Raw genomic sequence first — 13540 nt, 5'->3', positions numbered from 1 at the left:
GGGCGCCATTTTTTTGTGTCACAAATGAGCGGTTCGCGGCATACGTGTCAGTTGAGACACAAAAAAACACGAGTGCGTCTACGCTCATCCCCATTCGTATCTGGCTGACATTGATTTATGACTGTTCTTGCTTACCGAAGAGACATTGATGGCCTGCGTGCTATCGCGGTTCTGGCTGTTGTGTTGTTTCACTTTGGCGTGCCGGGCGTCACCGGCGGCTTTGTTGGCGTTGATGTGTTCTTCGTGATTTCGGGTTTCCTGATCACCTCGATCATCTGGCGCGAACGCCAGGCCGGGCGCTTCAGTTTTGTGGAGTTCTGGGCGCGGCGTGCCCGGCGCATTCTGCCGGCGCTGTTCGTGATGATCGTGGCGACGCTGGTGGCGGGCTGGTTCCTGCTGGCGCCCAAAGACTATGAGGAGCTGGGGCGGGCGGCGCACTATCAGGTGATCTTCACCTCCAACCTGCTGTTTGCGCGCCAGCACGGCTATTTCGAGGCGGCGTCCGACATCAAGCCGCTGCTGCACACCTGGTCGCTGGCGGTCGAAGAACAGTTCTATATCCTCTTTCCCTTGCTACTGACCCTGCTTTCAAGCCGCTTGAAGCACTGGCGCCTGGCCCTGTTCGGCGTGCTGCTGGTGTCGTTCGGCATGAGCGTCTGGGCGGTGGAGCATGAACCGCAAAAAGCCTTCTTCCTGTTGCATTTGCGCGCCTGGGAATTGCTCGCCGGCGCCATGCTGGCGGTGCTGCCCGCACGTGAGTGGCGCGCCTCACCGGCCCTGGCCCAGTGGGTCAGCCTGGGGGCGATGGGGTTGATCCTGATTGCCGTATTCGGCTTCGATTCACAGACAGCCTTCCCCGGCGCCGCCGCTCTGCTGCCGGTGCTCGGCGTGGTCGGACTGATCTGGGCCAACGGGCAGCAATACACCTGGGTGGGCCGCCTGCTGAGCTCGAAGGTGATGGTGGGCCTGGGGCTTATCTCGTACTCCTGGTACCTCTGGCACTGGCCGGTATTCGTGTACGCCAACTACGCGGCGGTCGATGGCTTGAGCGCAACGGAACTGGGCGCTCTGATGCTGCTGAGCCTGGTGTTGGGCTATCTGTCCTGGCGCTTTGTGGAAACCCCCTTCAGGGAGAAGCGTCTGCTGGCAACACGCAAGGCGATTCTCGTTGCGGCAGCGGTTGGCATCCTGTCCATCGGCCTCACGGGCGTGGCGCTGCGCAAGGCCGATGGGGTGCCGTCGCGCTTGTCCGAGCAGGCGCTGCGGTATGCCCAGGCGAAGAAGTGGAGCCCCGAGTTGATGGCCTGCATGGCAGACAAGGACACGCCCGATGAGCGCCTGTTCTGTCACTTCGGTCCGAAAAATCCGGCGGTGTCTGCGTTGGTGTGGGGCGACAGCCATGCCACTGCGTTGATCCCGGCGCTCGAAATCGGCGCGAAGAAGCACGACATCAGCTTGATGGAGGCCAGTTTCGCCGGTTGTGTGCCGCTGGATGGCCTGGAAAACATTGCCCGCTGCGCGCATTTCAATCGACGCGTCGAGAAGGCCATGAGCGAACGGCCGATCAGCGATGTGGTGCTGGCGGCACGCTGGAGCCTGTATCTGTATGGGCAGATGTCCGGTGACAAGGAGCATGCGCTCAAAGACCCGAGCACCGGCCAGTACGTACGCGCGGTAGCTGAACAACGCTTCGCCGACGGCATGCGCGCGCGCATCAAGGGCCTGCGTGCGGCGGGGCACCGTGTGTGGCTGGTCAAGGAGGTGCCGCTGCAGGAAATCATCGTGCCGTATCGCCTCAGCCGCCTGGCCATGATGCACCGGCCGGTGGACCGTGAAGGACTGCCGATCGCCAAGCACCTGGCGCGCGAGGCATTCATCGCCAACCTGTTCGACGAATTGGCCGCCGCCGACAGCGGTGTAAGGGTGCTGGACCCGGCGCCACAGCTGTGTGGCACCGATGGCCTGTGCCGGGTCGAACTCAATGGGCGCGCGCTGTACACCGACGATAATCACCTGTCCGACGTGGGCGCGCGGCACATCGAGGCGTTCCTGGAGCCCTTGTTCAGTTCGCTCCAATCACGGGGGCTGACGGCCAATTAAGCTGCCAGCCGTCCTCAGAGCAGGTAGGATGTAAGCCTATTTTACGGGTGGCAGGGTTAATGAAATTCAAGGATCTTCGGGATTTCGTGCAGCAACTTGAGCAGCGCGGAGAGTTGAAACGCATCCAGATGCCGATTTCCCCGGTGCTGGAAATGACTGAGATTTGCGACCGCACCTTGCGCAGCAAGGGCCCGGCGCTGCTGTTCGAGAACCCGACCGGCTTTGATATCCCGGTGCTCGGCAACCTGTTCGGCACACCCGAGCGCGTGGCCTTTGGCATGGGCGCCGAGTCCGTCAGCGAGCTGCGCGAGATCGGCAAGCTGCTGGCCTTCCTCAAGGAGCCCGAGCCGCCCAAGGGGTTGAAGGATGCCTGGTCGAAGCTGCCGATCTTTCGCAAGATCATTGCCATGGCGCCCAAGGTGGTCAAGGACGCGGTGTGCCAGGAAGTGGTCATCGAAGGCGATGACGTGGACCTGGCCATGCTCCCTGTGCAGACCTGCTGGCCCGGTGACGTCGGCCCGCTGATCACCTGGGGGCTGACCGTCACCAAAGGCCCGAACAAGGATCGCCAGAACCTCGGCATTTACCGTCAGCAAGTGATCGGCCGCAACAAGGTGATCATGCGCTGGCTGAGCCACCGTGGCGGCGCCCTTGATTTCCGCGAGTGGTGCGAAAAGCATCCCGGGCAGCCGTTCCCGGTCTCCGTGGCGCTGGGTGCCGACCCGGCCACGATCCTGGGTGCCGTGACCCCGGTGCCCGACAGCCTCTCCGAATACGCGTTCGCCGGCCTGTTGCGGGGTAACCGCACCGAGCTGGTGAAATGCCGTGGCAACGACCTGCAAGTGCCGGCCACTGCCGAAATTATCCTTGAAGGCGTGATTCATCCGGGCGAAATGGCCGATGAAGGCCCCTACGGCGACCACACCGGCTACTACAACGAAGTCGACAGCTTCCCGGTGTTTACCGTGGAGCGCATCACCCATCGCATCAAGCCGATCTATCACAGCACCTACACCGGCCGGCCGCCCGATGAGCCAGCCATTCTCGGCGTGGCGCTCAACGAAGTGTTCGTGCCGATTCTGCAAAAGCAGTTCCCGGAAATCACCGACTTCTATCTGCCGCCCGAAGGCTGTTCGTACCGGATGGCCATCGTGACCATGAAGAAGTCGTACCCGGGCCATGCCAAGCGGGTAATGCTGGGTGTGTGGTCGTTTTTGCGACAGTTCATGTACACCAAGTTCGTTATCGTCACCGACGACGACATCAATGCCCGCGACTGGAATGACGTGATCTGGGCCATCACCACGCGCATGGACCCCAAGCGCGACACGGTGATGATCGATAACACGCCGATCGACTACCTTGACTTCGCCTCGCCGGTGTCGGGCCTGGGTTCGAAAATGGGCCTGGATGCCACGCACAAATGGCCGGGCGAAACCACCCGCGAGTGGGGCAGGGTGATCGTCAAGGATGAAGCTGTCACGGCACGTGTCGATGCGATCTGGAAAGAATTGGGAATAGATTGATGCGTGTAACCCTGCAACCTTCCGGCGCTGTATTGGAGCTTGTCCCCGGCGAGCGAATCCTCGAAGGCGCACGCCGCCTGGGCTACGAATGCCCCCAGGCGTGTCGCAATGGCGTGTGCCATGTGTGCGTGGCGCTGCTGGTGGAAGGGCGCGTGCAACAAAATGGCGAGGTGCTCGACCATGGTGAGTTCTACACCTGCATCGCCGAGCCGCTGGAAGATTGCATTGTGTTGTGGGATGGCGTGCTGGCGCCGGGAGAGTTGCCGTTGCGCAAATTGGCGTGCCAATTGAGTGAATGCGTCGAGGTCGGTGGCGATGTATGGCGCGTGCGCCTGCTTGCACCGGCCGGCAAGGCGGTGCGTTACCACGCCGGGCAGTACCTGATGATCGAGCGGGACAATGGCGAGAAAAAGTCGGCGTTTTCCCTGGCGTCGGCGCCCCATTCCGGGCGCGAGCTGGAACTGCATGTGCTGGTGCGCGAGGACAGCGCCCGCGACTTGCTCGAACAATTGCAGCGAGACCGGATGGCCCGCGTCGAATTGCCGTTTGGCGATACGCACCTGGCCGAGCTGCCGGACGGTCCGCTGGTGCTGATCGCCGCCGGCACCGGTATGGCACAGATGAACAGCCTGATCGAGCACTGCCGCGCGTCGGGCTTCAAACACCCGGTGCACCTGTACTGGGGCGTGCGGCGCCCGGAAGACTTCTACGAAATCGAACACTGGGACCAGTGGCTGCAATTGCCCAACCTGTTTCTGCACAAGGTGGTCAGCGACCTGTGCGGCTGGGAAGGGCGCTGCGGATTGCTGCATGAAGCCGTGTGCGAAGACATCACCGACCTTACGGCGGTGCACGTCTACGCCAGCGGTTCACCCGCCATGATCTACGGCACCCTTGATGCGCTGGTCGAAGCAGGCATGGACGCCCACCAGATGCGCGCCGACGTGTTCGCCTACGCCCCACGCCCCTGAGGCTTGGCAGCGTGGACAATGTTCGAGACGCACCGCGTGCCGCTCGCCTCAAAACCCCTATGCACGGCGGTGAGCCGGGTCTCGGACCTAGAATCGCACGCCCGTGGTCAGCATCACTGCATTGAAGCCGAGCAACACCACCTCCGCCGCCACCGGCCCGTAATACGTGCCCACCGACGGGATAACCACCGGCGCCACGCCAAGCCGGTTCAGTGGGATCTTGTCGCGGTATTTACCGCGATAGCCCTGGATCGCCCCGCCCGTGATCTTCAGGTAGACGGGGTAATTCGCCATGTCATAGCGCTGGCCTGCGTAGGCGTAGTACGAACGCTGGCCGAACGAGTTGCGAAACGTCGCCCCGCCATACACAAAACCTGAGGCCTCATTGCGTTCCAGGCCGATCAGATTCTGTTTGTTGTTGTGGTCAGGGTCGGGCGAAAAGTGCCGGGTATACACGCTGGTCTGCGCATACCAGAAGCCTTTGTCGTCTTCGGCCGGTGGCACTTCTGCAGCGAAAGCGGTGGTGGCTTGGGCCAGAAACAGCAGGCCTGGCAGTCGGATCTTTTTCATGGAGGCGACCTCGGTAGTCAGTGTGAGGAGCGGACAACGGGCCGTAACGTGTGCGCCATTTTGGCGCCGGGACGCGTTACAAGGCTGAACCGGGGCTGAAAGTAGCGGAAGTGCCGGGCTCAATCCTGACCAAAGGTGGGCCATGCGCTTACAGCGCTGCGTTCTATTGCGGTAAAGTCCCTCACAACTGGTAATACACAGGAGGCGCACCGCTTTTCGCCATGACCGCCATAGAAACCGATCTTCTGCAATTGGCTTACCCTCCGCGACTCGATCTGGGGCCGCAACTCACTCACGAACAATTGATGAGCTCGATGCAGGCCACCATGGCGCGGCACAAGGGTGGGCCGGTGTGGCTGTTTGCTTACGGTTCGTTAATCTGGCGCCCTGAATGTTCGTCGACCGAACGCGTGCGGGCACGGGTGCATGGCTATCATCGCGGGCTGTACCTGTGGTCCCACGAGCACCGGGGTACGCCGGAGTTGCCGGGGCTGGTATTCGGGCTTGATCGCGGCGGCTCGTGCAGCGGGTTCGCCTATCGCTTGCCGGAAGATCAACTGGAGGCGTCGCTTTACGCCTTGTGGCAGCGCGAGATGCCTTACCCCTCCTACAAGCCGCACTGGCTCAGCTGCCGTCTGGAAGATGGCAGTCAGGTTCAGGCGCTGGGATTTGTCTTGGAGCGACACTTGCCCAGCTATGCCGGCAACTTGCCCGATATCGTGCTCAATCACGTACTGCAGAGCGCTTGCGGGCGTTACGGCACCACTCGCGATTATGTCGAGCAGACCGTCAACGCCCTGCGCAGCCACGCCATGCCAGATAAAAACCTGGAGGCGCGGCTCAAGCGTTGTATCAAGGATTGCGCGGCGGATTAACGCGCCGAGCTCACACTGTTGGTGTGCCACAGGGTCGGGATCAGGAACGCAATCGCCAGCAGGCACGCGCCGATCAGCAACACAAAGCCACCGTCCCAGCCGAAATGGTCCACGGTGTAGCCCATGGCGGCACTTGCGGCCACCGAACCACCCAGGTAACCGAACAGACCGGTGAAGCCTGCAGCGGTGCCGGCGGCCTTTTTCGGCGCCAGTTCCAGCGCCTGCAGGCCGATCAGCATCACCGGGCCATAGATCAGGAAGCCGATCGACACCAGGGCGATCATATCGACAGTCGGGTTGCCCGGTGGGTTGAGCCAGTACACCAGAGTCGCCACGGTCACCAGGGCCATGAACACAATGCCGGTCAGGCCACGGTTGCCGCGGAAGATCTTGTCCGACATCCAGCCGCACAGCAGCGTGCCCGGAATGCCTGCCCACTCGTAGAAGAAGTAGGCCCACGATGACTTGTCGACGGTAAAGTGTTTGGCTTCCTTGAGGTACGTTGGTGCCCAATCCAGCACGCCGTAGCGCAGCAGGTAAACGAAGACGTTGGCAAGCGCGATGTACCACAGCATTTTGTTGCGCAGCACATACTTGACGAAGATTTCCTTGGCGCTGAATTCTTCTTCGTGGCTGGCATCGTAGCCTTCCGGGTAATCGTTCTTGTATTGCTCGATGGGCGGCAGGCCCACCGATTGCGGCGTGTCACGCATGGTGATGAAGGCAAACGCCGCCACCAGCAACGCCACGGTCGCCGGCACGTAGAAGGCTGCATGCCAGTCGTTGAACCAGGCCATGCCCAGCAGGAACAGCGGACCGATCAGGCCGCCACCGACGTTGTGCGCCACGTTCCACACCGACACCACGCCGCCGCGCTCTTTCTGCGACCACCAGTGCACCATAGTCCGCCCGCTTGGCGGCCAGCCCATGCCCTGGGCCCAGCCATTGATGAACAGCAGGATGAACATCATGGTCACGCTGGACGTTGCCCAAGGTGCGAAACCGAAAATGAACATCACACCCGCCGACACCAGCAGGCCGAAGGGCAGGAAGTAGCGCGGGTTGGAGCGGTCGGACACCAGGCCCATGAGGAACTTGGACAGGCCGTAGGCAATCGCGATCGCCGACATCGCCAGGCCCAGTTGACCACGGGTATAACCCTCGTCGATCAGGTAGGGCATGGCCAGGGAGAAGTTTTTGCGCAGCAGGTAGTAACCGGCGTAACCGATGAAAATACCGGCGAAGATCTGCCAGCGCAGTCGTCGGTAGGTACTGTCTATTTTTTCTTCAGGCAGGGGCGCCTGGTGCGCGGCAGGACGAAAGAAAGCAAACATTCAAGAGCTCCAGATTTCTTGTTTTGACTGCGGATGCGAATGTTACAGTTTCGTTACCGAAAATAGCACCGCCTCTCATGGGCAAACACAAGAAATCCGAACACGTCGTAAATGGATAAGTGCGAGTCGTGGTTGCGCGCCAGGGCACATCAGCGCTGCAGATGTAGGCGGGGGCTTGCTCCCGATAGCGGTGGGTCAGCAATCGGGAGCGAGCCCCTTCCCGCAGTGATTGCATTTCACTGCATTCAGCGAGTTTGGACGACCACTTTGCCGACAGCCTTGCGCTGCCCCAAGTCGTTGATCGCCTGGGCCGCCTGATCCAGCGGATACATTTTCGACACCAGCGGTTTCAACCGGCCTTCGCCATACCAGGTGAACAACTGCTGAAAGTTCGCCGCATTGTCCTGCGGCTGACGCTGCGCGAAAGAGCCCCAGAACACGCCGACCACCGCCGCCCCCTTGAGCAGCGCCAGATTCACCGGCAGTTCGGGAATGCGTCCGCTGGCAAAACCGACCACCAGCAAGCGGCCGTTCCAGGCAATGGCGCGGATGGCCTGGTCAAACAGGTCGCCACCTACTGGGTCGTAGATCACATCGGCGCCATTGCCGTCGGTCAGGCGCTTGACCTCGTCCTTGAGGCTGGCGTCGCTGTAGTTGATCAGTTCATCGGCGCCGGCCGCCTTGGCCACGGCGAGTTTGTCGGCGCTGCTGGCGGCGGCGATCACCCGCGCGCCCATGGCCTTGCCGATTTCCACGGCGGCCAGGCCCACGCCCCCGGAAGCGCCGAGTACCAGCAGGGTCTCGCCGGGTTGCAGGTTGGCCCGTTGCTTGAGCGCGTGCATCGAGGTGCCGTAAGTCATGCTGAAGGCGGCGGCGATGTTGAAGTCCATGCTCGGCGGGATCGGCAGTACGTTGTAGCCGGGAACGGCGACCTGTTCGGCAAAGCTGCCCCAGCCCGTCAGAGCCATCACGCGGTCGCCGACTTTCAGGTGGCTGACTTTTTCGCCGACTGCGCTGACCACCCCGGCCGCTTCGCCGCCCGGTGAGAACGGGAAGGGCGGCTTGAACTGGTACTTGCCCTCGATAATAAGAGTGTCCGGGAAATTCACCCCGGCCGCGTGCACGTCCAGCAGCACTTCGTTCTTTTTGAACGCCGGGCTTTCGATCTCTTCCAGCACCAGGGTTTCGGCGGGGCCGAAGGCTTTGCACAGCACAGCTTTCATCGGACTATTCCTTTTGGCGTCTTGGCCGATAAGTGTAGGAGGGAACGCCCGTGGGTCAACGAGCATGCCCGGGCCTGATGAGTCGCCATAAGCTTGTGCTCTGCCTCGCTGGCGTTATGCTGCTTGGCAACCAAATGTGAGGAATGAATTGTGAAAGCGTGGATCCTGTTGATGCTGGCCCTGACCTTGCCGATGGCGGCTCAGGCCGAAGAGGCCAAGGAAGGTGAGGCGCCGAAGGTCAGTTATATCAGCCTGACCCCGCCGTTCGTGGGCAACTATGGCCTCGATGGCACGGCGAAACTCAAGGTGTTCAAAGCCGATATTGCCCTGCGTGTCACTGGTACCGAAGCGGCTGCGGCGGTCAAGGCCAATGACCCGCTGATCCGTAATCAGTTGGTGGCGCTGTTTACCCAACAGACCAACGAAGCCATGAGCACCGTCGAAGGCAAGGAAAAACTGCGTCAGGAAGCTCTGAAGCAAACCCAGCAGGTCATGAACGATGAGACCGGCAAGCCGATGGTGGAAGATCTGTTGTTCAACAACCTGATCATTCAGTAACCGGCGGCACCTCCCATATCTTCAGCAAGGCTGCGGTAAACGCGGGCTCCAGTACGCGGTTGCCATGGCCACTGAGGTGGTTGGAGTCGAAGAACAACGGTTTGGCGTTTTCCTCGTAGGCCGAACAGGTGGCACCGGGGCATAACAGCGGCAATGGATCCCAGGTATGTAAGGCCGGATAACGCGTCTCCAGTTGTCGCAGCAATTGCATCTGCGGCGCGCGCAGCCGCTCAAGCTGATTGCGCTCCATCGTCAGGCCCGGCTCGCACACCGGGTTCATGCGATTGAACCAGTCCGAGCAACGATTGGGCGCGGCCTTGAACACAGGTTTGGGGGCGTCGATCAGGATGTTGAGCTGCGCCGCCTGCAGGCGTTGCAATAATCGCTCGGCATCGGTTCGCGCCGCTTCCATGTTCTCGTCAGTCAGCTCTTTCAAGGCTTCATCGATTATCGCTGACTCACCTTCGCGCCACGGGCGGGCGGTGAGTTCAGGCATGCGCAGGGAGGCCAGGAACACCACGTCACCCGGCTTGGCGCGGGCCTCGATCTGCTTGAGCTGGGCTTCGCGCGACGGGGCGCAGCGCACGGGGTCCGGCCCGATCAAGCTGGCGACAGCGCAACCCCCTTGTTCATATTCCACCACCGTCACCCCGAGCTTGAGCGAGATCAACTTCAACAAGGTGCGGTAGGCCGCCGTATGCGAGTCCCCCATGACGAACAGCTGGCGTCCCTGCACACGCGGGTCATCGAGGGTTTCAAAGTCTTCCTGTGGATAATGTTTGTAGGCATACCAGGTGTAACTGTCGCGGGTCTGGCTGAGTGACAGGGTCGATGCGTTCGTCGATACCCACTGCGCCCCCAGCCACAGCAGCCCGGTGACGCCCGCAACACTGGCAATCGCAGGCCATGCCTGGCGTTGCACCACGGAGCGGCCGGTGCGAATCGGCATCTCGATCCAGTGGTAGGACGCTGCCGCGAGGGCGAGTACCAGCACCGGGTAAAGCAGTTGCACCGCAAGCAGCTCGAGCCCGGTGGTCCAGCGCAGGAACACCGCGACCGGCCAATGCCACAGGTACAGCGAATACGACAGTCGGCCGAGGTAGGTCACCACCCGGTTTTGCAGCAGGCGTTGCAGCGCACCGGGTGGTTGATCGGCTTGCAGCACGATTCCGGCGAGCATCGAGAGCGCGCCCGCCACGCTGACCATCGCCCAGGGGAACGGGAATTGGCCGGGGTTGGCGAACAGCAAACCGACGATGACCAAACCCAGACCGGCGGCCAACATGGCAGGAGCCCATCGGTTGAAGCGCGGCACCGTGCCGATGAGCTGGAACAGCAGCGCTCCCGAAGCCAGTTCCCAAAAGCGCCCGGGCAGCAGGTAGAACGCCGACAGCGGCGCGGCGTTGACCTGATAGGCCCCGACGATCAGCGAAGCAGCGGCCATCAACGGCAGCACGGCCCACACGATCGCAACGCGTTGCCGGTAGCGTAACCAGATAAAAAACAATGCCGGAAAGATCAGGTAGAACTGCTCTTCAACCCCCAGCGACCAGGTGTGCAGGTAAGGGTTGAGTTCGGCAGTGGGGGAGAAATAGGTGTCGGTATTCCAGGCCAGCACGAAGTTGCTCAGGCCAAAGAACGCCGCGAGGCCCGTACGGTCGATCAGTTCGCTGAGCCAGAACTGCGGCGTGAACATCGCCGACAGCATGAAGCTCACAGAGAGTACCGCCAGCAACGCCGGCATGATGCGCAGCAGGCGGCGACGGTAGAAGTCTTTCAGGTACGCGCCCAGAGTCAGGTCACGGCGCTCCCACAGGGATTGGCTGATTACATAGCCTGAGATGACGAAAAACAGGTCGACGCCGGTGAATCCGCCGGGCAGCAGGTCGAGAAAATCCAGGTGGAAAATGATCACGCTGAGCACGGCTATGGCGCGCATGCCGTCGATGGCTGGTAGGTAAGCACAGGTGGAACGCGTCACGGGATCTTCCTTCCTGGACAACGCGGTCGACGATTCTGCCAAACCCTGTGGTCCGCCGCGACTAGCCGTTCGGACAGGTATGCGTCCAGGTGTTGCGTGCGCTCAGCGCAGCGCCAACACGGTTGCCCATTGCTCAGCCGTGACCGGCATCACCGACAAACGGCTGCCTTTTTGTACCAGTGGCAACTCGGCGAGCGCGGCTTGCTGTTTCAGGTAACCCAGGCCCAGCACCTTGGGAAACGTCTGCACATGCGCCACATCGATCGCACTCCACGGATTTTTATCGGCGCTGGCCTTGGCGTCGAAGTAGTGGCTTTCTGGCTCCAGCGCGGTCGGGTCCGGGTAGGCGGCCTTGATGATTTTGCCGATGCCGGCAATGCCGGGCTCTGGGCAGCTGGAATGGTAAAAAAAGAATTCATCGCCCACGGCCATGGCGCGCAGAAAGTTGCGCGCCTGGTAATTACGCACTCCGTCCCAGCGGGCTTCGCCGAGCTTTTGCAGGCCGTCGATGGAGAGTTCGTCGGGCTCGGATTTCATCAGCCAGTAGGCCATTGTCGGGTTCCTGAAAAAGGCGTTGTGCGAGCTGTCGGGCAATTCCATGACAAACCGACAGTCGGTTGGCGCCAAGGTTTGCGTGTTGGTTCACGTTACCGCAGAATGCCGGCTTTTAAGCTTGACGCAGCTGCAACGGACTACTTTGGAACGTTGTTGTCATCGTGTACGAGATGCCTGAAGGGGGGCAATCGATGCAACGTAAACCGGATTTACTATGGATTTTGGTGATTTTATTTGGTCTGGGCGTCGTGACCACCGGGTATGCGCAAAGCTTGTGGACAAACAAGACCGATGCGCCGGCTCAGCTCTCTCCCGTGCAGCAACAGTACAAGCGTTAACCCCGCTTCAAGGCGCCGCTGATTCCAGTGGCGCTCCTGCGATATACCATTGCCTGTCAGTGACGGTGCCTGCCAACGGCACATCCCAACTGGCCTGCGCCAGACGATCAACCTTCTGACATTCATGGGCCAGGCCCAGCAGCGTAGGCTTGCGCCAGTGCCTGCGGCGGGCGAGGTAGGCCAGGCTGCGGTCATAGAATCCGCCACCCATGCCCAGGCGTCCGCCAACATCATCAAACCCCACCAGCGGCAGCAGCACCAGGTCCAGCGCCCACACCTTGCGCTGGCGGCGGGCATTCACCCGTGGCTCCAGAATGCGAAAGCGGTTGGGCCGTAATGCCTCCCCAGGACGCACGCGCTGGAACACCATCTTGGTTCGCGGCCATGCGCTCAGCACCGGCAGGTAGGTGGCCTTGCCCCGGCGCTGGGCCGCACGCAGCAGCAGGCGCGGATCGATTTCACCGTCCGTCGGCAGATACAGGGAAATATGTTTGGCCCGGCGAAACAGCGGGTGCTGTGCCAGTTGCCGATACAGGCCCAGGGCGGCCTGGCGCTGCTCGCTCGGCGTGAGGGCGCGACGGGCCTTGCGCAACATGCGTCGAAGTTGCGGACGGGAAAGCGGCGCAGGTTCGGTCATGGGTATTCGGCTCATAAAACAATGCCAGTCCGAAGACTGGCATTGAGTTTGGGAATTCAGGCTCCCCGACAGAACCGCTGTCGACTAAGCCCTTGAACCCGAAAGTTCAAGGTGGAAGAAGCAGTAGGCTTTAAGGCTTTCCGTCTAGCGGACATGCACACCAGCCCAACGTGCAACTTCCAGGGTAGTGCGAATCGGCTCCGGGACATCGCCGACTGGCAAGCACGCCAGGGAGTGGGGCGAGTATACCTTAAACAGACTTGGCAATCAGCCCTTGGCTGCGTCCGAATCGCTGGACAGCGCCAGATCGACGCGGTCGAGCAGGTCGCGCACCTGCTCGCGGGTCGAGCCGCTGGCCTGTACATCGGGGCGTTCCTGCTTGTGCAGCAGGTCGTGGGTGATGTTCAGCGCGGCCATCACGGCGATGCGGTCGGCGCCGATCACTTTGCCGCTGCTGCGGATTTCACGCATCTTGCCGTCCAGGTAGCGGGCAGCGCTCACCAGGTTGTTGCGTTCTTCCTGGGGGCAGATGATCGAATATTCTTTGTCGAGGATCTGCACGGTAACGCTATTGCTTGAACTCATGAGTCTTGCTCCAGGGCCTTCAGGCGCGAAATCATCGATTCGACCTTACGCCGGGCGATTTCGTTTTTTTCAATGAGGTGAGCGCGTTCCTCGCGCCAGGTTTTTTCCTGAGCTAGTAGGAGTCCGTTTTGACTCTTAAGTTGCTCGACCCGATCAATTAGCAATTCGAGTCTGGCCATCAGCGCTTGCAGGTCGGTGTCTTCCATTGGGTTCCACTGGATTTGTCTGATGAATGGCAACTGCAGGATAAACGATCTGACGCCCTCGATAGTCTTGGTACGTCTGCC

General features: G+C 61.2%; 14 protein-coding genes and 1 other RNA gene. 6 read left to right on the top strand and 9 right to left on the bottom strand.

Translation table 11 applies throughout. The annotated features are described in order from the left end of the window. Positions 1-117 precede the first annotated feature (117 nt). From JOE32_RS16300 to JOE32_RS16290, 3 genes are read left to right on the top strand one after another with little or no spacing between them, the layout of a single operon-like run. The gene (locus tag JOE32_RS16300) at positions 118-2100 is read left to right on the top strand and encodes an acyltransferase family protein (RefSeq protein ID WP_209986216.1); all 1983 of its coding nucleotides are present in this window, start codon (positions 118-120) and stop codon (positions 2098-2100) included. Between the two features lie 59 nt (positions 2101-2159). Continuing rightward, positions 2160-3626, top strand: coding sequence for a 4-hydroxy-3-polyprenylbenzoate decarboxylase (gene ubiD / locus JOE32_RS16295; protein ID WP_209986213.1), 1467 nt, complete (start codon positions 2160-2162; stop codon positions 3624-3626). Further along, on the top strand, positions 3626-4597 hold the full coding sequence (locus tag JOE32_RS16290) for a CDP-6-deoxy-delta-3,4-glucoseen reductase (protein WP_209986211.1): 972 nt from the start codon (positions 3626-3628) through the stop codon (positions 4595-4597). Before ubiD ends, JOE32_RS16290 begins: the two co-directional genes overlap by 1 nt. 87 nt (positions 4598-4684) lie before the next feature. On the opposite strand, the gene JOE32_RS16285 is transcribed toward JOE32_RS16290, so the two are convergent. Then, complete coding sequence (locus JOE32_RS16285; RefSeq protein WP_209986208.1) at positions 4685-5167, bottom strand: sn-glycerol-3-phosphate transporter; 483 nt, start codon at positions 5165-5167, stop codon at positions 4685-4687. Between the two features lie 221 nt (positions 5168-5388). Between JOE32_RS16285 and JOE32_RS16280 the strand changes: the two genes are divergently transcribed. Then, a complete protein-coding gene (locus JOE32_RS16280) occupies positions 5389-6042 on the top strand; it encodes a gamma-glutamylcyclotransferase (RefSeq protein ID WP_003234823.1) in 654 nt (217 codons plus the stop codon). On the opposite strand, the gene glpT is transcribed toward JOE32_RS16280, so the two are convergent. Beyond that, positions 6039-7376 carry a glycerol-3-phosphate transporter gene (glpT, locus tag JOE32_RS16275; RefSeq protein ID WP_209986205.1) on the bottom strand — a complete coding sequence of 446 codons (1338 nt, stop codon included), beginning with the start codon at positions 7374-7376 and terminating at the stop codon, positions 6039-6041. The two genes, JOE32_RS16280 and glpT, sit on opposite strands and share 4 nt — an antisense overlap. Positions 7377-7621: 245 nt before the next feature. Beyond that, entirely contained in the window at positions 7622-8599 is a 978-nt protein-coding gene (locus JOE32_RS16270; RefSeq protein WP_003234819.1) for an NADPH:quinone oxidoreductase family protein, read from the bottom strand. A 150-nt stretch (positions 8600-8749) separates the two neighbouring features. Here JOE32_RS16270 and JOE32_RS16265 point away from each other — a divergent pair, with 150 nt between their 5' ends. Beyond that, positions 8750-9157: a flagellar basal body-associated protein FliL gene (locus JOE32_RS16265; RefSeq protein ID WP_209986201.1), complete on the top strand. Its 408-nt coding sequence runs from the start codon at positions 8750-8752 to the stop codon at positions 9155-9157. Here the strand turns inward: JOE32_RS16265 and JOE32_RS16260 are convergent. After that, the gene (locus JOE32_RS16260) at positions 9147-11138 is read right to left on the bottom strand and encodes an acyltransferase family protein (protein WP_209986198.1); all 1992 of its coding nucleotides are present in this window, start codon (positions 11136-11138) and stop codon (positions 9147-9149) included. The two genes, JOE32_RS16265 and JOE32_RS16260, sit on opposite strands and share 11 nt — an antisense overlap. Before the next feature lie 102 nt (positions 11139-11240). Further along, positions 11241-11690 carry an EVE domain-containing protein gene (locus JOE32_RS16255; protein WP_209986195.1) on the bottom strand — a complete coding sequence of 150 codons (450 nt, stop codon included), beginning with the start codon at positions 11688-11690 and terminating at the stop codon, positions 11241-11243. A 194-nt stretch (positions 11691-11884) separates the two neighbouring features. Here JOE32_RS16255 and JOE32_RS16250 point away from each other — a divergent pair, with 194 nt between their 5' ends. Beyond that, positions 11885-12031, top strand: coding sequence for a hypothetical protein (locus tag JOE32_RS16250; RefSeq protein ID WP_163001020.1), 147 nt, complete (start codon positions 11885-11887; stop codon positions 12029-12031). A gap of 7 nt (positions 12032-12038) precedes the next feature. Here JOE32_RS16250 and JOE32_RS16245 read toward each other — a convergent pair whose 3' ends face one another. The 4 genes from JOE32_RS16245 to JOE32_RS16230 form a co-directional block, all read right to left on the bottom strand. Next, on the bottom strand, positions 12039-12668 hold the full coding sequence (locus JOE32_RS16245) for a 5-formyltetrahydrofolate cyclo-ligase (protein WP_209990563.1): 630 nt from the start codon (positions 12666-12668) through the stop codon (positions 12039-12041). A 58-nt stretch (positions 12669-12726) separates the two neighbouring features. Then, positions 12727-12905: non-coding RNA, 6S RNA (ssrS, locus tag JOE32_RS16240), on the bottom strand. 30 nt (positions 12906-12935) lie between these two features. Continuing rightward, positions 12936-13253 carry a cell division protein ZapA gene (locus tag JOE32_RS16235; RefSeq protein WP_003234809.1) on the bottom strand — a complete coding sequence of 106 codons (318 nt, stop codon included), beginning with the start codon at positions 13251-13253 and terminating at the stop codon, positions 12936-12938. After that, a complete protein-coding gene (locus tag JOE32_RS16230; protein WP_003177365.1) occupies positions 13250-13459 on the bottom strand; it encodes a TIGR02449 family protein in 210 nt (69 codons plus the stop codon). Before JOE32_RS16230 ends, JOE32_RS16235 begins: the two co-directional genes overlap by 4 nt. Positions 13460-13540: the final 81 nt, after the last annotated feature.

Source organism: Pseudomonas sp. PvP025, assembly GCF_017832155.1.
Taxonomy (GTDB): domain Bacteria; phylum Pseudomonadota; class Gammaproteobacteria; order Pseudomonadales; family Pseudomonadaceae; genus Aquipseudomonas.
The sequence above is the reverse complement of the archived record's forward strand: the minus strand, read 5'-3'. Positions and strand labels throughout refer to the sequence as shown.